This window comes from Hominimerdicola intestinalis, assembly GCF_054655215.1.
The window spans coordinates 164,162-183,820 of sequence record NZ_BAAHNZ010000001.1 but is presented as its reverse complement, the minus strand read 5'-3'; the positions used below and the strand labels follow the sequence as shown (position 1 = coordinate 183,820).

Sequence of the window (19,659 nt, the reverse complement as noted above, 5' to 3'; positions counted from 1 at the left end):
GCAAATACAACGGCATTATGCTGGTATTGCAGGAGCGGCGGCGTCTGTTTTTATTCTCAGCGTTTTAAAAAAATGTTCCACGTGGAACATATAAATAATTTGTGAATAATTAAATTATTGAATTAATGAAGTCAGCTTATGGATAAATCAAGAGCGGCGAATTATTTATTATTGTTTAAAAATGCATTGACAAATTGATTATTGACACCTATAATTTAAGCTGACTCTTAAAAAAACATAAAAACGGCAGATGTTTCTCATTTTTATGCGATTTATATACAGAGAGCGGAGGAAACGGTTTTTTATATGAAATTCTTAATGCGGCGGGGCTTTTCCTTATTCGACAAAAGACGGAGCGAAATACAGCGGTTAAGGGAAAATTCTACGGAAAAAAGTGATTTTTAAGCGTAATTTTTGGTATTTTTCTTTGAATATTTTATAGAATCCTGTCTTTGAAAGTGCTATAATCTGCTTATACCGATAACTTTTATTAAAAAAGGAGGAAGTTCATACGGAACTTTATCCGCATGAGCGAAATTATGAGCATTATGACAAGAACCCGTGAAAAGACTGCCGCTCCTGCCGCAAAGGAGCTTGGAAAGGTAATTGAAGTTCCTATAGGCTCGATCGTTCCCAATCCCGACCAGCCAAGAAAATATTTCAGCACCGAGGAGCTTACAAAGCTTGCAAAGAGCATTTCTCAGGACGGGATAATTCAGCCTCTTACTATACGGAAGAGAGAGGGAGGCTTTGAGCTTATTTCAGGCGAAAGACGGCTCAGGGCGGCAAAGATGGCAGGCTTTAAAAGCGTTCCCTGCGTACTTGTTGACATTTCTGACACCAGATCTGCAGTCATTGCTTTGATCGAGAACATACAGAGAGCAGACCTGAATTTTTTTGAGGAAGCGGAGGCTATTGCGGCTCTTATAAATAAGCACGGAATGACCCAGGAAGAAGCGGCTATACGGCTTGGAACAGCGCAGTCGACTATTGCAAACAAGCTGAGGATATTAAAGCTTTCACCATCCCTTCGGAAGATCATCATTTCAAACGGACTGTCCGAGCGTCACGCAAGAGCATTGCTTAAAGCGGACGAAAGCATAAGGGAGGACGTACTGCTTAAAATCATTAAGGACGGACTTACTGTTGACGCTGCTGAAAAATACATAAAAACGCTTGAAAAAAGCGAACGGATAAGGCAGAGCTATCGAAAAAGATCTGCTGTACTGGGAGATCTGCGGCTTTTTTTCAACACTGTAGACAGAGCAGTTCAGGTAATAAAGCTTGCAGGAGTAGACGCAAAGGTAAAAAAATCAAAAAAAGACGGGTTTATAGAGTATACGATAAGAGTTCCCGAAGAAGCTGAAAATAAGAAATTAGGATAAAATACACAAATAAGCCGTGCGTAATTTGTTTAAAAGGTAAAAGTTTTTTTGCCTTACTTTCGGCAGACGACGCATGGCAAACTGTTACCTGTTTCATATCTTTATATTCATATTTTTATAGCCGCTGAAAGATCGCTTATCTACAGATATTTGTTTTACTAAGGCATCTCAAAGGTTTTCGTTAACGTAAACACGCTGTTTTTCCGATAAAATCAAAATATTTTATTAATAGCTGTTATATTGGAGCGGTTATACCGTAAATATAATATTCTTATAAATATTCAAATTTTATTTTAATATCTTAGGTAAATATATTCCTGAACAGGTTTCAGATATTTATAATAATACAAAAAAATTATATTGACATAAGCCTTGAATAGTATCATAATTAAATTGTAAAAACACTGATAAAAAGGAGCTTTAATTATGATAAGAAGATCAAAAGCGGCGGCTTTTCTACTTTGCGCAGCGGTATTCTGCACTTCACTAAGCGGCTGCGGCAAAGACGGCTCATCATCAAGCGGAACAGACAGCGGTTCTGCTGCTGAAAAAATGAGGGACATATCCTCAATGGAGCTTGTTAAGGAAATGACCTTAGGCTGGAACCTGGGAAACAGTTTAGACGTATGCAATGCAGACCGTGACGGTGACGGGCAGGTCAACGAAAGCGCTGAAAAAGTCGACGAAACTCTTTGGGGAAATATAAAGACTACCAAGGAGATGTTTGAAGCGCTTAAAGAGGACGGTTTCAACTCAGTCCGTATTCCTATTACCTGGAGAGATCATCTCAGCGACGATTACACTATTGACGCTGACTGGATGGACAGGGTACAGGAGGTCGTAGACTACGCTTACGATCTGGATATGTATGTAATTATAAACCTACATCACGACGGAGGCGGCGATCCTCAATTCGGAGCCTGGATAAGAAACGCTTCCACCGACTACGACGGTGTGCTTTCAAAATACAAGACTATTTGGAATCAAATATGCGACAGATTTGAAAATTACGACGAAAAACTCATATTTGAATCCATGAACGAGGTTGGCTTTGACGACATGGACAAGGACGGCGCTTATGAAACGCTTAACAAGCTTAATCAGGAGTTTGTTGATCTGGTAAGGGCGAGCGGTGGAAACAATCCGCAGAGGCATCTGCTTATTGCAGGCTACTGGACTGACGTTGAGATGACCTGTGACCAAAGGTACAAGATGCCTGAGGATCCGGCAGGAAAATGCATAGTTTCGGTTCACTACTACACGCCCTGGGAATTCTGCACCACCAATATCAACAACGAATGGGGAAGCTCTCAGGAAGTCAGAGTAATGGAAAGCAAGATCAAAAACATGACTGACAACTTTGTAAACAAGGGTATTCCTGTAATTATCGGAGAATTCGGCACAGGCATTTGGAACGACAAGGCAAGCGGAGTATATTTCAGCGAAATGTTTACAAAGCTCTGCCATGAAAATTCAATTGCGCCGTTTATGTGGGACGATGGAGCGCAGTTCAACAGGGAGACCTGCGAATGGAACTACCCGGAGCTTATTAAAGCTATGAACAGGGCAGTAAGCGGTGAAAACTACGAAGTAACAAAGTCTTAGGTCCTGGCGCGGACGGCGCAATTCGCGTTATCGCTCCTGATGTTGGTTTTTTCTGCCTAGGGGTAGGAACTCATTTTATTTGAACATAATAGTCATTGATATTATATTGAAAGCTACAGCAAAAATCTACGGTCTTACTTATCAACACCGTTTTCTGCTGCCGCTCATTAAAAAACAGCGCTGAAATTACAGCGCTGTTTTTTTAGCTTATTTACTTATATTAATCCTCGGGGTCGGGGGTTTCTTCAATAACTTCTACGCTTTCTTCAATTTCAGCTGCTTTCTGCTCGGCTTCAAGCTCTTCCTCGCTTGGCTGTTCGACCTCTGCTATTTCTGCGCTGTCGTCATGCTCAGCTCTGGTAAAGGTAACTACTCTGTCCTCCTCGGAAAGCTTCATAAGCCTTACTCCGGTAGCATATCGTCCCATTATTCTTACATCTGCTGCCCTAAATCTTATAACTATTCCGTCGCTTGAGATCATTATTATATCGTCGGCTTCGTCTACGACCTTTATTCCGCAGACATAGCCTTTTTCCTCTGAGGTCTTATAATTAAGCATTCCGTAGCCGCCGCGGTTCTGTATTCTGTAGGAATCAAGAGCGGAGCGCCTGCCGAGACCCTTATCGGAAACAGTAAGAACAGCTGCATTTTCTCTTACTCTAGCCATTGAAACTACATAGTCGCTCTCTCGAAGCTTTATAGCCTTTACGCCGTGTGCGGAACGGGACATTTTTCTTATGCAGTTTTCGTCTATGCGTATAGCCATACCGTTATGAGTAGCTATAATAAGCTGATTTTCACCCATTGTCATTCTTACTCCGGCTATTTCGTCGCCCTCGTCAAGACCTATTGCAATAAGACCGTTTTTGCGGACGTTTTTATATGAGGAAAGGGGAGTACGCTTTATTCTGCCGTTCTTGGTAACCATAACGATATTTTTTCCCTCGTCGAAATCGGAGGTCTTTATCATTGCGGCTATCTTTTCATTTTCTCCCAACGGCAGAATATTTACTATATTAAGTCCTCTTGACGCCTTAGAGCCTTCAGGAAGCTCATAGCATTTAAGCCTGTACATTATTCCCTTATTGGAAATAAAGAGAATATGGTCGTGAGTTGAGCAGAGGTACATTTCCTCAATAAAATCGTCCTCACGCTGCTTCATTCCGTTAACGCCCCTGCCGCCGCGGTTCTGTGCTTTATATGCGGAAACAGGCATTCTTTTGATATAGCCGTTGTTTGTATAGGTTACAACGCTGTCCTCTATGGGAATAAGATCCTCTATATCGACCTCTCCGCTTACGTTTTCGATCTGAGTTCTTCTGTCATCGCCGAACTTCTGCTGAATAGCCTCCAGCTCCTCAATAATTATACTCAGAACTCTTTCATTATTTGCGAGAATATCCTCATAATCGGCTATCTTCAATTCAATTTCTTTTAATTCGTCAATAATCTTCTGACGCTCCATACCTGTAAGACGTCCCAAAGTCATATTGGCAATATGGTCAGCCTGAATCTCAGTAAGACCGAAGCGCTGACTCAGTCTTTGCTTACCCTCAGGGATATTCTTTGAGGTCTTCATTATTTCGACTACCTCGTCGATATTATCAAGAGCAATAACAAGTCCTCTCAGTATATGATCTCTTTCCTTAGCCTTTTTAAGATCATATTCCGTTCTTCTTCTTATAACCTCAACCTGAAAATCAAGATACTTCTCTAGACATTCTTTAAGGGTAAGTATTTTAGGAATACCGTTTACAAGAGCCAGCATTATTACTCCTACGGTATCCTGAAGCTGAGTATATGAAAACAGCTTATTCAGCACTACCTGAGGGATAGCGTCCTTTTTCAGCTCTATTACTATTCTCATTCCCCGGCGGTCGGACTCATCTCGGAGATCGTGAATACCGTCTACACGCTTATCCTTTACAAGACCGGCTATCGCTTCTACAAGCCTTGCCTTATTTACCATATAGGGTATTTCATTAACAATAATACAGTTTCTGCCCTTTATTTCTTCAATTGAGGTATTTGCTCTGAGGGTTATTTTACCTCTTCCCGTACCGTATGCAGCTCTTATACCTGCTCTTCCCATTATAATTCCGCCTGTCGGGAAATCAGGACCTTTTATAAACTCCATAAGCTCGTCCAGCGTACAGTCGGGATTTTTTACAAGCAGCTTCAGACCGTCTATTACCTCGTTCAGATTATGAGGAGGTATATTTGTTGCCATTCCGACAGCTATTCCTGTAGATCCGTTGCACAGCAGATTCGGAAAACGGGAGGGAAGCACCTGAGGCTCTTTAAGCCTGTCATCATAGTTGGACTGAAAATCAACGGTTTCCTTATTGATATCAGTAAGCATATGAAGCGACATTTTTGCCATCTTAGCTTCGGTATAACGGTATGCAGCCGGAGGATCTCCGTCCACAGAACCGAAGTTTCCGTGACCGTCAACCATAGGATAACGCAGTGAAAAGCTTTGCGCCATTCTTACCAGAGCGTCGTAAACGGAAGCGTCGCCGTGCGGATGATAGCGTCCGAGTACCGATCCTACGGTATCGGCGCACTTACGGTATGCCTTATCGGGATACAGTCCGTTTTCATACATAGTATAAAGTATTCTTCTGTGAACGGGCTTTAATCCGTCCCTAACGTCAGGCAGGGCTCTTGATACTATTACTGCCATTGAATACTGCAAAAACGATTCTTTCATTATATTTTCAACGTCGCTGCTGATAACGTTTGAATTATCGCTAAACAAATTATCACTCTCTTTCTTACTGATATGACCGAAAACGAATTTTATTTCTCGGGAAAATACGGCTCAAAGCTCTGTTTTATAATTTCAATCTGTTTATCGGTCATGCATCTTTTAGGAAGCACATATATAGTATCTTTTTTCAGAATAATAACGAACATATTATCCTTTTCAAGCACATCTATACCGCCCTCAGCAAATTCAACTGTCCTAGGCGGGATCGGCTGAAAATCCTCCGAGTTTTTTTCCTCCTCGGAGATTATTGTTTCGATAGTAAACTTATCTTTGTACAATGAAAAAATATATCTGTCATCCTCCAGCATTTTCAGTGCTTCAAGCAGGGAAGACCGTATCTTTTTAGTATTGAACCAGATAGCCGCTACCGCCGCCGCACATACTCCAAGCAAAATAAAATTCATTATTATATCCGGATCACGCCATGCGGAAACTGCAAGGCCTATGCCCAGCAAAGAAAAGCCTATTGTTTTTATCCAATTTTTCTTATAGACATATTTTTTCTGATAAGCCAGAAACGCTTCGCCCTCTTCATCATTTTTTACATTAAATTCAAATGATAGGTCAGGTTCATTCGCTGATATTTCATATTCCGTTTGGTTTGAAGCATCATTATCTTCTGAACCTGCCGGAAGGATATTTTCGCTGTCCATTCATCTTCCTCCTGTTATCAAGGTCTTATTAAACGTCAAGCTCCTTTACATACTGAGCGTTCTTCTCAATAAAATCTCTTCTCGGAGAAACCTTATCGCCCATAAGTATAGTAAATATCTCGTCCGCCTTTACAGCGTCCTCCATTGTTACCTTTATCATTGTTCTGGAGTCAGGGTTCATTGTAGTTTCCCACAGCTGCTCGGGATCCATTTCACCAAGACCCTTATAGCGCTGAACGTCTACCTTTAGTCCGCTTTCACCTGAAAGCTCTGAAATATACTGATCTCTTTCCTCATCGGAAAAGGCATAGCGCACCTGTTTTCCCCTGTAAACCTTAAACAGTGGAGGCTGAGCGATATAAACGTGCTCCTCTTCTATAAGAGGCCGCATATAACGGAAAAAGAAGGTAAGCAGGAGCGTTCTAATATGAGAACCGTCAACATCGGCATCTGCCATTATAATTACTTTTCCGTAGCGCAGTCTTGAAATATCAAAATCTCCGCCTATAGATGTTCCCAGAGCGGTAACTACAGGCATAAGCTTTTCGTTGCCATAAACCTTATCAATTCTGGCTTTTTCAACGTTGAGCATTTTTCCCCAGAGAGGAAGAATAGCCTGAAACTTTCTGTCTCTTCCTTCCTTTGCCGAACCTCCCGCCGAATCTCCCTCGACGATATATATTTCAGTATTAGCAGGATCTTTTTCTGAGCAGTCGGCAAGCTTTCCGGGCAGCGACGAGGATTCAAGCGCTGATTTTCTTCTTGTAAGCTCTCTTGCTTTTTTAGCGGCTTCCCTTGCCCTCTGCGCCTGAATCGATTTATCGAATATAGACCTTGCTACTGTAGGATTTTCCTCAAGATAATCCATAAGCTTATCGCTCACTATCTTATCAACGAGCGGACGTACCTCAGGATTTCCGAGCCGTCCCTTAGTCTGACCCTCAAATTCGCAGTTAGTAAGTTTTACCGACACTACAGCGGTTATTCCCTCACGGACGTCCTCGCCCATAAGCTTATCTCCGTCCTTGAGAAGATTGAATTTTTTTCCGTATTCGTTGAGGATTTTCGTAAGAGCGTTCTTAAAGCCTATTTCATGAGTTCCTCCGTCGGGAGTATGAACGTTATTAGCAAAAGAAAGCACAAGTTCGTTATATGAATCGTTGTACTGAAATGCGATCTCAGCGGTTATATCGTCTTTTATTCCTGAAATATATATTACCTGAGGCGTTATTGCTTCAAGCCCGCGGGTCTTATGTATATGCTCGACGAACTGTCTTATTCCGCCCTCGTAATGAAGCACCTCGCCCTTATATTCATCGGTTCTCTTATCCTCGAAAACTATTTTAACTCCGGCATTTAAAAACGCCTGTTCCCTTAGCATTTTAAGCAGAGTATCATAATCATATTCCACTGTCTGCTCAAATATCTCTCTGTCTGCCTTAAAGGTAACCTTTGTTCCCGTTTCTGAGGTTTCGCCTGTTATCTTCATTTCTTCGCTGTAATGACCTCTTTCAAAGCGCTGAAAATGAACATTGCTTCCGTCTTTTATCTCAAGCTCAAGCCATTCGGAAAGGGCGTTTACAACAGAAGCTCCGACGCCGTGAAGTCCGCCTGCGACCTTATAGCCGCCGCCGCCGAATTTTCCTCCTGCATGAAGTATAGTATAAACTACGGTAGCAGCGGAAATACCCTCCTTAGCATGTATTCCCGTCGGTATTCCTCTTCCGTTATCAGTTACTCTTATAATATTATCAGGAAGTATTTCAACATTGATCTGGGTACAATATCCTGCAAGAGCTTCGTCGATAGAGTTTGTAACTATCTCATAAACAAGGTGATGAAGTCCTTTAGGACCGGTAGAGCCTATATACATACCCGGCCTTTTTCTAACCGCTTCAAGACCCTCAAGTACCTGTATCTGACTTTCGTCATAGTTTACGTTTTTATCTACCTGAGAAACGCTTTCGTTTTCAATTTCGATGTTATCCAAAAAATAACCTCCTTTTATTAGTCAACAGTATATTTAAACTGTTATTCAGGCTTTATCAGAAATTTATTGCTTTTATCATCCTACTCCGTCAGTAAGCTGCTTCAGGTTTCTTTTCAGAAGCGTCGCACAGGAAAGCTGACTTATATAGACAGTTTCGGTAAGGTCATTATCAAGACATACCGCAAAGCTTTTAGGCATTTCATAGGAGCAGTTCACTACCCTTTTCTTTTTTGAAGCGGTACTGAGAAAATCCTTGGTTATTTTTGAAACCGAAGTATTTTCAATATCAAAGATACCTATAAGTTCTTTTGTATTAATAATATGATCGCCGCCAAGATGGAGAAACATTATTATTTCCTTTCATTCAGCTTTCTCAGCTAATTATTCTTCCGTTTTTTATCCTGTAAAGCTTTCCGCGTTTTCCCTCAAAGGGAACGGAATCGTCGCAGCAGGTTATAAATACCTGCATATCGTTTATTTTAGAAACTACAAAATCCTGTCTTGAAGGATCAAGCTCGCTTAAAACGTCATCAAGAAGAATACAGGGCGCTTCCCCTGTTTCCTCCATAAGGATATATGCCTGAGCAAGCTTCATTACAAGAGCCGCTGAACGATGCTGACCCTGAGAAGCAAAATCTCTTACGGAAAGACCGTTTATAAATCCGCAAAGATCGTCACGGTGTATCCCCTTTTGGGTAAAACCGGCTCTTATATCCTCCTGTCTGTTTTTTTCAAGACATTTGAGATATTCTTCTGAAAGATCGTTTTTATAATCCTGTCTTCCTTCCAGACTTTCAAATACTGTAGAGGAATATTCCAGCTCAAGCTTTTCTTTTCCTCCCGATATTTCATTATAAAGAACAGACGCCAAAGCGCTGAGCTTTTTTGAATAATTATATCTTAAAAGCGATATATATGCTCCCATTCTGGCAAGCTGAATATCCCATACCTCAAGCTCGTCCTTTTCAGATCTGCCTGACGCTATATTTTTCAGCAGCATATTGCGCTGATCTATAATCTGATCATATTTTGATATTACAGAGCTGTATGAAATTTTTATCTGTGATACCGAAAGATCGAGAAACTGCCTGCGATTTTCGGGAGAACCCTTAGAAAGCTCAAGATCCTCCGGTGTAAATACTACACATTCAAGATTTCCGAAAAGCTTTGAGGGAGCTTTAAGCTTTACTCCGTTTAAAAGACAGTTCTTTTCCTTAACGTTAGGTCTTGCCATATTATAAGCTATCGTCTGCTCCCTTATTTTATTTTTGAAGCTAAGTTCTATTCTCATAGAATCGCCGTTTATATCTATCATTCCCTTATCCTTTGTTCCGCGAAAGCTTTTTACTCCGCTGCAGAGCCAGACTGCCTCTATAAGATTGGTCTTTCCCTGAGCGTTATTACCGCAAAAAATATTAAGGGAGCTGTGAGGATATATTTCAATATTCTTTAAATTCTTGAAGCCGTTGACGCAAAGCCTTGTAATATGCATTATTCTACCACGATCTCAGTTGAAATTTCGTCGATTTGTATCCTGTCGCCTTTTCTAACCTTTTTTCCTCTCATTGTACAAAGCTCACCGTTGAATTTTATTCTTTCCTCCGCTATAATTTCCTTTGCAGTTCCTCCGGTTTCGGTAAGTCCCGCAAATTTCAGCAGGGAATCAAGCTTTATATATTCGGTATTTATCTTTACTTTAACTTCTTTATAATTCATATATTATCCTCTTTATCAGTCCTTGGAAAGACGAACAGGCAGAACAAGGAAGGTATACTCCTCTCCGTTTACCGGAACTATCTTCATAGGCAGCAGGCTTCCGCTCATCTGAAGCTTTACCTTATCGTCGCTTACAGCTTTAAGCGGATCAAGAAGATACTTGCACTTAAAGCCTATCTCAATTACCGGACCTGACATATCGACTTTTATTTCGTCTGATATTCTTCCGATCGAGGTTGAGCATTTTATTTTAAGCAGTCCGTTTTCGAAATAGCATCTTACCGGACTCGGCGCTCTTTCATTTATAAGAAGCACTGCTCTTTCGAGAGTCTGGATAAGCTCTCTTCTGTCGGCTATTACTTCAGTAGTGCTTGTCTGAGGTATAGCGCTCTTATATGGGTGAAACTCTCCTTCAAGAAGTCTGGAATAAACAAGATAGCCGTTTATCTCAAAAATAATATGCTTAGGAGAAACAAAGATATTGCAGGTATCCTCATCATTATCACTGAGAAGCTTTGAAACCTCGGAAAGAGTTTTTGACGGAACTACGAATTTCTTTTCACCGCTGAATTTTATATTTTCAGTTCTAACCGCAAGCCTATAGCCGTCAATAGCCGCAAGGTTAAATACACCTCCGTTTATCTCAAAAAGCTCGCCTTTAAGTATAGGTTTTATATCAGACTGTGAAACCGCAAATATAGTCTGATTTATCATACTTTTAAGAGCGGTTTGAGAAACAGGTATTTCCTCAGAGGCTTCCTTTCCGGGCAGCTCAGGGTAATCGTCCGCTGAAAGAGCTGATAGGTTATAGGTAGTAACTCCGCTTGAAAGAGTTACCTGCATATTTTCGTTTACATCCATAAGAATTTCGTCTTCAGGCATTTTCTTTATCATTTCGCTAAAAAGTCTTGCGTTTAAAATAAATTCACCTTTATCGTCAGAGCTTACTGAAATAGCAGTTCTTATTCCGATTTCAAGGTCGTAGCCGGTAAGCTCAAGAAGCGAATTTTCAAGTTTAAGCTTTATGCCCTCAAGAGACGGCATTGCGCAGCGTTCGCTGACGGCTTTTGAAACGTTGGTCACAGCTTCATATATTGACTGCTTATTGCATAATAGCTTCATAATAATGTCCTTTCATACTTGTTTTTATATTTTTCGGCTTAGGTTTTTATTTTTCAACTCTGCTTCGGCAGATATTAAAAGCTGAGTGAGAGTTAAAGCATAACATAACTATTTATTTTTTAGTAGTAGTAGTAGTGTTTGTTGAATATGTTGGAAAGCCGTTAAATGCTTTAAAAACTGAGATCTGGGAGGAGATCTTTTTCAGTTCAAAGTGTTGGGATAAAAGTTGATAATGTTGATAAAAAATTTGCTGTTGAAAGTGTTTGGACAATGTGAGTTGAAAGTTGAATTTATTTAGAAAAAATGTTGAAAACAATAGACATTTGATTTTTAACGGCTTTTTATAATTGAAAACGACAGTGTGAAAAATGTTGGAAAGACTCAAGGAATATCTTTCAGATCCTTTTAAATCTTAAATGTAACTGTTTTCAGAAAATGTTGAAAAGTATGTTGAAATTGTTGAAAAGCCGGAATCTAAACGTCTTTGAGATTTTTAATTATATCGTCGACTGTTTCTTTGAGGTCTGAATTTTTTTTCAGAAGTTCTGCTACATCCTGATAATGGATAGTCATAGTAGAGTGGTTTTTATTCAGCTCATTTCCTATCTGGATATAGGTCATTCCCTTTACTTCCTTAAGCAGATAAATAGTTATTTTTCTGGCAAGGGAAATATTTGCTCTGCGATTGGTCGAACGTATATCGTCGGGAGTTACTTTAAAAGCAGAAGCTACGTCGCTTATAATTCTGTCTACGGTAATTTCAGCAGGATGATTTTCAATCATTATTTCCTTTATTACCCTCTGAGCCATGGAAATAGACGGCTGCTCATTTGTATAGGTAGTAAGCGCTTTCATCTTATTTACCGTTCCCTCAAGCTGACGGATATTTGCTTTTATTTTTTCAGCTATTATCCTTGCAATATTATCTGTAAGCTGAAGATCGAGGACTTCGGCTTTTCGCTTTACTATAGCCATTCTGGTTTCAAAATCAGGCGGCTGTATATCGACCTGAACTCCCAGTGAAAAACGAGAGCGTATCCGGTTTTCAAGCTTGGAAATTTTTGAAGGAGCGATATCAGAGGTAAGGACGATCTGTTTTCCGGCATTGTAGAGATCATTAAAGGTATGGAAAAATTCCTCCTGAATACGTTCTTTTCCCGCAATAGACTGAACGTCGTCCACAAGAAGAAAGTCGGCGTTGCGGTATTTGTCATGAAAGCTTATAGTCTGCTTATATTCAATAGCCTTTACAAGCTCGTTCATAAAATTTTCACCTGTAGTATAAATAAGGTTTATATCAGGCTTTTTCTTTTTGACTTCGTTTTCAATCGCTTTCATCAGGTGAGTTTTTCCAAGACCCGAATCGCCGTAAATAAAAAGCGGATTAAAGGCCTGATTCGTGGTAAGCTCTCCCGAAGCGTCGTTTTTTCCTGCAACGGCTATTGAAAAGGCATAGGCAAGTTCGTTTGACTTTCCTTTTACGAAGTTGTCAAATGTAAGGCTGCTGCTGTACTGGGTAGGAGCAGAAACGGTAGGAGCAGGCTCTTCCAGCAGTTCTTCGCTTTTTTCTTCTTTTGCCTTTACAAGTATTCTTATATCAACGCTGAAGCCTAAAATTTCAAGGAAAGCTTTTTTGAGAACGTCCTCATAGACCTCCATAGTTGTCTTTTTAGTAAATTCGCTGTCTGTAAGCAGAAAAGCAGTATTGTTTTCAAGCTTAAACGGCTCAAGTATTCTTATCCATTTATTAAAGCCGATCTCGCTTACCGAGGGGTCGGCTTCGCAGTATTTTAACACGCCTTGAAACGCCTCGTTAAAAGACTCCATTTTATTTAACCATTCCTTTCATACGATCAAGCGGCAGCTCAGAAAATTCAGGCAGATATCAGCTACCGATAAGAATTTTAAAGCTGAGTAATTTTGTAGATCCTACCGCCTATTTTTATTTTATTCTGAAAAATGGGCACAGAAATCAATTCTATTTAATTATAGCATAACAGCTTAAAAATTTCAAGTCTTATATAATTATTAATAGTGTGAATTTTTTAGAAATCAAAGCTTTTTTCAACGGACACTTAATATATGAAAAAGACAGATGTTATCTACAAGATATAGTACATACATATAAGAGAGTACATAAAAAGTTTAAATATAAAAAAGACTGAGTCACAATAAGGCGGTATCACTGTAAAAAATAAATATAAAATAATTATGAACAGGCTTGACAAAGCATATGCATTTGAGTTATAATGTTTAATTGCAAGGGCTAATTGTCTTTATCCGAGGATTTAGGCATATTTGTCCGTTATTACTTGACGGCGGGAAATCAGTTGCCCGTTAGATCGAAGGGAGGATATTTTAATGAAAAGAACTTATCAGCCTAAGAAGCTTAAAAGAAAAAAGGTTCACGGCTTTATGAAAAGAATGTCTACCAGAAACGGCAAGAAGGTTTTGGCTCGCAGAAGAGCTAAGGGAAGAGCAAGACTCAGCTATTAATATGACGTTACGGCCATATACCATTCAGAGTTTTGATTGGTATAGGGTCTTTCTCTTTTTATTGAAAGAATAATTAATCTTTTATTTTAATTCATAGTAAATTTGATAAAAATTATTTTAATTTTATCAAACAGACAAAGCGCGGCAGAATTCTGCGATCAGGGGACGTTTTATGCTTTTTACTGAAATTCTTAAGGACAACAATTTATTCGTAAGATGCTACAGAAAAGGCAGATATGTGTCTGACAGCATAATTGTCGCTTATTTTATACAGAACGGCCTCCCGTATAACAGAATAGGCATAACTGCGGGAAAAAAGCTGGGAAACGCTGTAGAGAGAAATCGTATCAAAAGGATAATAAGAGCCGCTTATAGGCTTAATGAACAGAAATTTCCTATAGGATTTGATATTGTTTTTGTTGGCAGGAACAATATCAAAGATAAAAAATCGAAGGAAATAGAAGGCTTTATAGAAAAAAGACTTATTAAGGAAATGAACAGGCAGCTGAAAAAGAGCGGCGGATATAAAAAATGAAATATATTCCTATGATGCTTATAAAGCTGTACAGAAAATTTATAAGTCCGCTTTTTCCGGCAAGATGCAGATATTATCCAAGCTGTTCGAGCTATGCGCTTGAGGCTTTTAAAAGGCATGGTTTTATCAAGGGATTTATTTTAAGCGCATGGAGACTGTTAAGATGCAATCCTTGGAGCAAGGGCGGAGTTGATCATGTTCCTGAGGAATTTCATCTTTTTAAATCAAGAAATGAACGAGACGGAAGATAAAAAGGTCTTGATCGTCTCTTTAAATACGGAGGATTATTAATGAGTATATTCGCTACTCCATTGGGATGGATCATGAAGGGCTGTTACGCTCTTGTACACAACTACGGCTTTGCGCTTTTGATATTTACTGTTATAACCAGACTTGTTACGCTTCCGCTGAGCATAAAGCAGCAGAAGGGTACTGCCAGAATGGCAATGATCCAGCCGGAAATCGAAAAGCTGAAGAAAAAATATTCAAAGAATCAGGAAAAGCTTCAGGAAGAAACAATGAAGCTGTACAGCAAGGAAGGCTATAATCCTATGGCAAGCTGTCTTCCTATGATAGTAACTATGGTAATCCTGTTTTCAATGATCCCGGTTATTTACGGACCTTTGACCTATGTATCCAATCTTGACAGGGATTCTGTTGAAAAGAGCAATACTCTTATAACCAACCTTGCGACGATGAGTACCGAGATCAAAAGCAAGGATACGTCTATTGAGAAGCTTTTAGAAGGCTTTAAGAAGGAAGGCAGAGATGACGTTTATGCCGCTCTTAAGGAAACTTTAAGCGATGATAAGAATTATCCAAAAACTAAAAAGGCTATAGATTCGGATAACGAATGGGAAGCTGTTTTAAATGCGGTTGAAAAGCATAACGATATTGATAAGTTTATTACCAATGAAAATTATGTATCTCAGAATCTTGCTCAGTCAAGACCTGAGCTTGTAACCTTTGATTTTGTTGATAAGGATAAAGAGAATGCAAAATATGCGGACATACTTCCTGACGATGTAAGAAAAGAGGCAGAAGAATTTAATTATGAATTTTTTGGACTGTCGCTGGGAGCGATACCTAAGGTAAAAAGTCCGCTTGTTATAATTCCTTTACTGTCATTTATTTTCCAGTTGGCAACTACTGTAGTTTCACAGAAGTTCATGAAGAAAAATAATCCGGCAGCCGCAGGAATGGGCGGCGGAATGAAAATAATGCTTTATATAATGCCGCTTTTCTCTCTGTGGATCGCATTTGCATATCCTGCCGGACTCGGTCTATACTGGATATACTCTTCAATGCTGGCTCTTATACAGACAGTATTCCTAAATGTTGTTTATAACCCCGAGCATGTAAGAGAGCTTGTAGAAAAGGATATTGAAAAGAATAAGAAGAAAAGAAAACAAGGAAAGAAATCCTTTATGGAAAAGGCTCTTGAGGTTCAGGAGATACAGAAGCAGCAGAACGGAGGGGCGGCTTCAAGGAAGACCTATACCGAAGATGATGAAGATGAAGACGACTCGGACAGAAAGCTTTCCAAGGCGGAGCTGAAGGAGCTTCAGAGAAAGAAGCTCAATGAAGCAAGAAGACGAATGGCTGAAAAATACGGCGATGAATATAATGAAAATGATAACTGACAATTTGTCCGATGAATGAAAGGATGATAAAAATGAAACAGATATTTACCGCGGCTTCTGTTGAGGAAGCCAAGCTTGCCGCCTGCAAAGAATTTGGGGCAGAGGCGGAAAAAATCACATTTAACGTTATTGAAGAGCCAAAGAAGAGTATTTTCGGAAAGCTGAAAGGCGAGGCAAAGATAGAAGCAGAATATATTCCTACAAAGACAGACGCAGCATACGGATACATGATAAGCGTTATTAAGGCTATGGGAATAGATGATGTAAAGATAAGCGTAACAGAAACTGAAAACGGAGCTTTATTTGATATAAGCGGCGGCGGTTTTGACGAGCTTATAGGAAGAAAAGGAGAATTGCTTGACGCTTTGCAGTATCTTTCTTCACTGGTTTGCAATAAGATAGACAGGGAATACTTCAGAATATCTACCGATTCAGACGGTTTCCGTGAGAGAAGAAAGAAACAGCTTGAAGAGCTTGCGGTAAAGATAGCAGGAAATGTAAAGAAAAACGGCAGAACCTCTGCGCTTGAACCTATGAATCCCTATGAGAGAAGAATTATTCACGCAGCAGTTTCAGAGATCGAGGGAGTTACTTCTCATTCAACAGGTGAAGAGCCTTACAGAAAAGTAATTATCAGTTCTACTGAAAAGAAATTCAGGGAAGGCGGATTTAAAGGCGGAAAGGGCGGAAAAAGAAACGGTGGACGCCGTGACAGAAAGCCTAAGGCTCATTTTGATATAACTACAAGCTTTGAAAAGGATTATAAAAAGCCTAAGCCTGAGGACAGTCTTGACGCAGGACTTTACGGTAAAATAGAGTTTTAAATAAGTAATTTGAAACGGACGAATTTTTCGTCCGTTTTTTTGTAACCTTTTCTGATAAACAGTGTATATATTAATGAAAACGCTGTTTTCATATCATTGCAATGATAATCAAGGTAAAGGATTGGTTTTGATCCGATGGAAAATAATCTTGCCGTAAGGCTCAGGGATAACGACGAAAAGGCTTTGGATAATATAATTGAAAAATATTCTTCTTACGTTTTTACCGTAGTAAGAAATTTTTCAGCAAGCGTATTGACCGAAGAAGATATTGAGGAGATAGTTATAGACGTATTTGTCAGACTTTGGATCAGCAGAGATAGGGTACAGACCGAAAGACCGCTGCTGCCTTATCTTTCAGTAATTGCTAAAAACTGCGTAAAAAATAAATTTAGACAGCAAAACGGAAATTTGAAAAAGGAAGCTGAAACAGATCTGATAAGCGGCAGTTTTCTAGAAAGTTTTGAAAATAGTCTTGCTTTGCAGGATATATTTAATGCACTGGAAAGTGTATCGGATAATCAGAGGGAGCTGTTTATAAGATTTTATTTTTACGGAGAAAAGCTGGGGCGGATCGCAGAGATCCTCAATATAACGGAATCAAACGCCAAAACTTCGCTTTGCCGAACAAGGAAAAAGGTAAAAAAATATCTGACAGAAAGGGGATATGATCAATATGAAGGATTTAAATAATATTCTTCCGCTGGAAACCGCTGAGCTGCCGGAGGGCACAGAGGAAAGAATAAAAAAATCTGTCAGAGAAAAGATCAAATGCAGCAATGAAAGAGAGGATCAGATCATGATAAAGCCAAAAACTAAAAGAAGAATAAAGCCGTTATTTCTTGCAGCGGCAATAGCTGCACTGGCGGCAGGGTCGGTATTAACTGTAAATGCGGCTACTGACGGCTCGGTAACAGCAAAGCTTAAAATGCTTATAAACGGAGAGGAGGTTGAAAAGGAAGCAGTCGTTAAAGAGAATAAAGACGGAAGCGTTACTTTTGAATTTTCAGACGACGGCTTTGATTCGGAGGAAAAGCAAATAGAAGTCGATGTTGACGGCGAAGAAAGGAATACAGCTGTTGAGCTTAATACTGAACTTGAAGACAGCTCGGCAGAGCAAAGCGGAAGCTGAAAATTTAACTGATAAAGACAGTATTCCATAATAGATATTAAAGCGCAGGCTTATAAATTATTCGGATAAAACGGATATAAGCCTGTGCTTTTATTTACAGGATTTATGATAGGATTTATTTTTTTCAGTAACCAAATTTTACGTTTGTTATCATTGTTTTATCACATAAGGGGGTATAATATAAGTATAGAAACAAAAAGCAAGGATACATAATATCGGATAGCTTTCGGTAAAACGGATCTGTATTGAATATAAAGGAGGAAATGAGTCATGGATAATTTTAATAATAACAGCGGAAATTTTGAAAATCAGAACAGTCAGTCAAACAGCCAGAATGATTCCCAGACTTATAACGGCAGTCAGATGAATGAATTTTCATATAAGCCCGAAAAGAAAAAGAGCAGGGGCAGAAAAGCGCTAACCGGAATTATAGGAGTTTTGAGCGTTGTAGCTATAGGCGCTACTTCAATAGTCGGCTATTCCTTAGTAACAGGAATAGGGACCGAATCGGATTCATCAAGTCTTTCTTCCCAGAGTCAGAGCAGCAAGGCGCAGAACACAAGCGGAAAACCAACGGTAAACAGAGGGAATCTTCCGTCAATCATTCAGCTTGCAACGCCTAGCGATGCAATGACTATACCGGATATTGTCGATAAGGTATCTCCTTCGGTTGTAGGAATATCATGTATGACAAACAGCGGAACAGTTACGGGAACCGGTATTATTATGAGCGCTGACGGCTATATTATCACAAACGCTCATGTAGTAAACGGAGCAAGCGCTATCTCTGTAGTGCTTCCAAGCTCGTATACTGATGAAAGCTCAGGAAATGATGATTCAACGATAGAAGCTGAGCTTATAGGAAAGGATACTCAGACCGATCTTGCGGTCATAAAGATAAATAAGAATGGACTTACTGCTGCGGAGTTCGGAACTTCTGCCGAAATCAAGGTAGGAGAGGTTTCAATAGTGATCGGAAATCCTCTTGGGTTTGATCTTGCCAATTCCGTAACTGCCGGAATTATTTCGGCAACGGACAGAACTCTTACTATTGAGGACAGGACAATGAATCTTATACAGACCGACGCTTCAATAAACAACGGAAACTCCGGCGGTCCGCTTATCAATGCATACGGACAGGTAATAGGAGTAACGTCGGCAAAGGTCGCATCAACCTACGGTGAAGGACTTGGATTTGCTATACCGATAGACGAAGCTACGCCGATAATCGACGATCTTATAAAATACGGCTATGTTACCGGAAGACCGACTTTAGGAATCAGCGGTGAAAACGTAACTGACGTTTATTCGCAGTACTATGATATACCAAAGGGATTCTTTGTAAGAAGCGTTGAATCAGAAAGCGCTGCCGAAAAAGCAGGGATCAAGGTAAACGATATAGTTATAGGTATTGAGGGCAACCTTATTGAGTCTATTGAAGAATTCAACGAGGTCAAGGAAAAATACAAGGCAGGAGACGAAATAACAGTTTCCGTTTACAGAGACGGCGAGATAATTGATAAAAAGGTTACTCTCGGCGAAGCTATAGATAAGAACGAAGAACAACAGAATAATCAGCAGCAGAATAACGGCGGTTATGATAATTATCGTGAGTTCTTTAACCAGTTCGGAGGTTTTTAATACTCCGTTATATTAAATAAGCTTTCTTCTAAATTAAGTTTTCTTCATATTTTTTCATATTCTTTTACTTCAAGGCTAAAGGCTGTTCCGTTAAAAGGGGCAGCCTTTAGCCGTAAGGAAGCAAAGAAAAAATAAAAAGGAGCGGTA

Annotated in this window: 18 protein-coding genes; 10 read left to right on the top strand and 8 right to left on the bottom strand. The window is 39.7% G+C overall.

Translation table 11 applies throughout. The features are described from left to right. Positions 1-527 precede the first annotated feature (527 nt). Together ACYQ0H_RS00905 and ACYQ0H_RS00900 are read left to right on the top strand one after the other, a co-directional pair. Complete coding sequence (locus tag ACYQ0H_RS00905) at positions 528-1,385, top strand: ParB/RepB/Spo0J family partition protein (protein WP_459810947.1); 858 nt, start codon at positions 528-530, stop codon at positions 1,383-1,385. 426 nt (positions 1,386-1,811) lie between these two features. After that, a complete protein-coding gene (locus tag ACYQ0H_RS00900) occupies positions 1,812-2,990 on the top strand; it encodes a glycoside hydrolase family 5 protein (protein ID WP_459810946.1) in 1,179 nt (392 codons plus the stop codon). Between the two features lie 220 nt (positions 2,991-3,210). Here the strand turns inward: ACYQ0H_RS00900 and gyrA are convergent, their stop codons facing one another. From gyrA to dnaA, 8 genes are all read right to left on the bottom strand, one after another. Continuing rightward, the gene (gene gyrA, locus ACYQ0H_RS00895) at positions 3,211-5,751 is read right to left on the bottom strand and encodes a DNA gyrase subunit A (protein ID WP_459810945.1); all 2,541 of its coding nucleotides are present in this window, start codon (positions 5,749-5,751) and stop codon (positions 3,211-3,213) included. 41 nt (positions 5,752-5,792) lie between these two features. After that, complete coding sequence (locus tag ACYQ0H_RS00890; RefSeq protein WP_459810944.1) at positions 5,793-6,416, bottom strand: YcxB family protein; 624 nt, start codon at positions 6,414-6,416, stop codon at positions 5,793-5,795. A gap of 28 nt (positions 6,417-6,444) precedes the next feature. Further along, positions 6,445-8,406 (bottom strand): DNA topoisomerase (ATP-hydrolyzing) subunit B, encoded by a 1,962-nt coding sequence (gyrB, locus tag ACYQ0H_RS00885; protein WP_459810943.1) that lies wholly within the window; start codon positions 8,404-8,406, stop codon positions 6,445-6,447. Between the two features lie 75 nt (positions 8,407-8,481). Further along, on the bottom strand, positions 8,482-8,754 hold the full coding sequence (gene remB, locus ACYQ0H_RS00880; RefSeq protein WP_459810942.1) for an extracellular matrix regulator RemB: 273 nt from the start codon (positions 8,752-8,754) through the stop codon (positions 8,482-8,484). 25 nt (positions 8,755-8,779) lie between these two features. Then, the gene (gene recF, locus ACYQ0H_RS00875; protein ID WP_459810941.1) at positions 8,780-9,898 is read right to left on the bottom strand and encodes a DNA replication/repair protein RecF; all 1,119 of its coding nucleotides are present in this window, start codon (positions 9,896-9,898) and stop codon (positions 8,780-8,782) included. Then, the gene (locus ACYQ0H_RS00870; RefSeq protein WP_459810940.1) at positions 9,898-10,122 is read right to left on the bottom strand and encodes an RNA-binding S4 domain-containing protein; all 225 of its coding nucleotides are present in this window, start codon (positions 10,120-10,122) and stop codon (positions 9,898-9,900) included. Before ACYQ0H_RS00870 ends, recF begins: the two co-directional genes overlap by 1 nt. A gap of 15 nt (positions 10,123-10,137) precedes the next feature. After that, positions 10,138-11,244 carry a DNA polymerase III subunit beta gene (gene dnaN, locus ACYQ0H_RS00865; protein WP_459810939.1) on the bottom strand — a complete coding sequence of 369 codons (1,107 nt, stop codon included), beginning with the start codon at positions 11,242-11,244 and terminating at the stop codon, positions 10,138-10,140. A gap of 474 nt (positions 11,245-11,718) precedes the next feature. Beyond that, a complete protein-coding gene (dnaA, locus tag ACYQ0H_RS00860) occupies positions 11,719-13,071 on the bottom strand; it encodes a chromosomal replication initiator protein DnaA (protein ID WP_459810938.1) in 1,353 nt (450 codons plus the stop codon). 534 nt (positions 13,072-13,605) lie between these two features. On the opposite strand from dnaA, the gene rpmH reads away from it, so the two are divergent. The 8 genes from rpmH (at position 13,606) to ACYQ0H_RS00820 (ending at position 19,512) form a co-directional block, all read left to right on the top strand. Further along, positions 13,606-13,740, top strand: a complete 135-nt coding sequence (gene rpmH / locus ACYQ0H_RS00855) for a 50S ribosomal protein L34 (protein WP_459810937.1) — start codon at positions 13,606-13,608, stop codon at positions 13,738-13,740. A gap of 172 nt (positions 13,741-13,912) precedes the next feature. Next, entirely contained in the window at positions 13,913-14,275 is a 363-nt protein-coding gene (rnpA, locus tag ACYQ0H_RS00850; RefSeq protein ID WP_459810936.1) for a ribonuclease P protein component, read from the top strand. Next, complete coding sequence (gene yidD / locus ACYQ0H_RS00845) at positions 14,272-14,526, top strand: membrane protein insertion efficiency factor YidD (protein ID WP_459810935.1); 255 nt, start codon at positions 14,272-14,274, stop codon at positions 14,524-14,526. The genes rnpA and yidD overlap by 4 nt, the downstream gene beginning before the upstream one ends. 39 nt (positions 14,527-14,565) lie before the next feature. After that, positions 14,566-15,918, top strand: coding sequence for a YidC/Oxa1 family membrane protein insertase (locus ACYQ0H_RS00840; protein WP_459810934.1), 1,353 nt, complete (start codon positions 14,566-14,568; stop codon positions 15,916-15,918). 32 nt (positions 15,919-15,950) lie between these two features. Continuing rightward, complete coding sequence (gene jag / locus ACYQ0H_RS00835; RefSeq protein ID WP_459810933.1) at positions 15,951-16,742, top strand: RNA-binding cell elongation regulator Jag/EloR; 792 nt, start codon at positions 15,951-15,953, stop codon at positions 16,740-16,742. A gap of 135 nt (positions 16,743-16,877) precedes the next feature. After that, positions 16,878-17,432 carry an RNA polymerase sigma factor gene (locus ACYQ0H_RS00830; RefSeq protein ID WP_459810932.1) on the top strand — a complete coding sequence of 185 codons (555 nt, stop codon included), beginning with the start codon at positions 16,878-16,880 and terminating at the stop codon, positions 17,430-17,432. Continuing rightward, positions 17,416-17,871, top strand: a complete 456-nt coding sequence (locus tag ACYQ0H_RS00825; RefSeq protein WP_459810931.1) for a hypothetical protein — start codon at positions 17,416-17,418, stop codon at positions 17,869-17,871. Before ACYQ0H_RS00830 ends, ACYQ0H_RS00825 begins: the two co-directional genes overlap by 17 nt. Positions 17,872-18,141: 270 nt before the next feature. Then, positions 18,142-19,512, top strand: a complete 1,371-nt coding sequence (locus ACYQ0H_RS00820; protein ID WP_459810930.1) for a S1C family serine protease — start codon at positions 18,142-18,144, stop codon at positions 19,510-19,512. Positions 19,513-19,659: the final 147 nt, after the last annotated feature.

What these genes read in the sequence shown, in the direction of transcription:
- ACYQ0H_RS00905 (WP_459810947.1), top strand. Translation starts at nt 528, where the DNA reads ATGAGCGAAATTATGAGCATTATGACAAGAACCCGTGAAAAGACTGCC.
- ACYQ0H_RS00900 (WP_459810946.1), top strand. Translation starts at nt 1,812, where the DNA reads ATGATAAGAAGATCAAAAGCGGCGGCTTTTCTACTTTGCGCAGCGGTA.
- ACYQ0H_RS00890 (WP_459810944.1), bottom strand. Translation starts at nt 6,416, where the DNA reads ATGGACAGCGAAAATATCCTTCCGGCAGGTTCAGAAGATAATGATGCT.
- remB (WP_459810942.1), bottom strand. Translation starts at nt 8,754, where the DNA reads ATGTTTCTCCATCTTGGCGGCGATCATATTATTAATACAAAAGAACTT.
- recF (WP_459810941.1), bottom strand. Translation starts at nt 9,898, where the DNA reads ATGCATATTACAAGGCTTTGCGTCAACGGCTTCAAGAATTTAAAGAAT.
- ACYQ0H_RS00870 (WP_459810940.1), bottom strand. Translation starts at nt 10,122, where the DNA reads ATGAATTATAAAGAAGTTAAAGTAAAGATAAATACCGAATATATAAAG.
- dnaN (WP_459810939.1), bottom strand. Translation starts at nt 11,244, where the DNA reads ATGAAGCTATTATGCAATAAGCAGTCAATATATGAAGCTGTGACCAAC.
- dnaA (WP_459810938.1), bottom strand. Translation starts at nt 13,071, where the DNA reads ATGGAGTCTTTTAACGAGGCGTTTCAAGGCGTGTTAAAATACTGCGAA.
- rpmH (WP_459810937.1), top strand. Translation starts at nt 13,606, where the DNA reads ATGAAAAGAACTTATCAGCCTAAGAAGCTTAAAAGAAAAAAGGTTCAC.
- rnpA (WP_459810936.1), top strand. Translation starts at nt 13,913, where the DNA reads ATGCTTTTTACTGAAATTCTTAAGGACAACAATTTATTCGTAAGATGC.
- yidD (WP_459810935.1), top strand. Translation starts at nt 14,272, where the DNA reads ATGAAATATATTCCTATGATGCTTATAAAGCTGTACAGAAAATTTATA.
- ACYQ0H_RS00840 (WP_459810934.1), top strand. Translation starts at nt 14,566, where the DNA reads ATGAGTATATTCGCTACTCCATTGGGATGGATCATGAAGGGCTGTTAC.
- jag (WP_459810933.1), top strand. Translation starts at nt 15,951, where the DNA reads ATGAAACAGATATTTACCGCGGCTTCTGTTGAGGAAGCCAAGCTTGCC.
- ACYQ0H_RS00830 (WP_459810932.1), top strand. Translation starts at nt 16,878, where the DNA reads ATGGAAAATAATCTTGCCGTAAGGCTCAGGGATAACGACGAAAAGGCT.
- ACYQ0H_RS00825 (WP_459810931.1), top strand. Translation starts at nt 17,416, where the DNA reads ATGAAGGATTTAAATAATATTCTTCCGCTGGAAACCGCTGAGCTGCCG.
- ACYQ0H_RS00820 (WP_459810930.1), top strand. Translation starts at nt 18,142, where the DNA reads ATGGATAATTTTAATAATAACAGCGGAAATTTTGAAAATCAGAACAGT.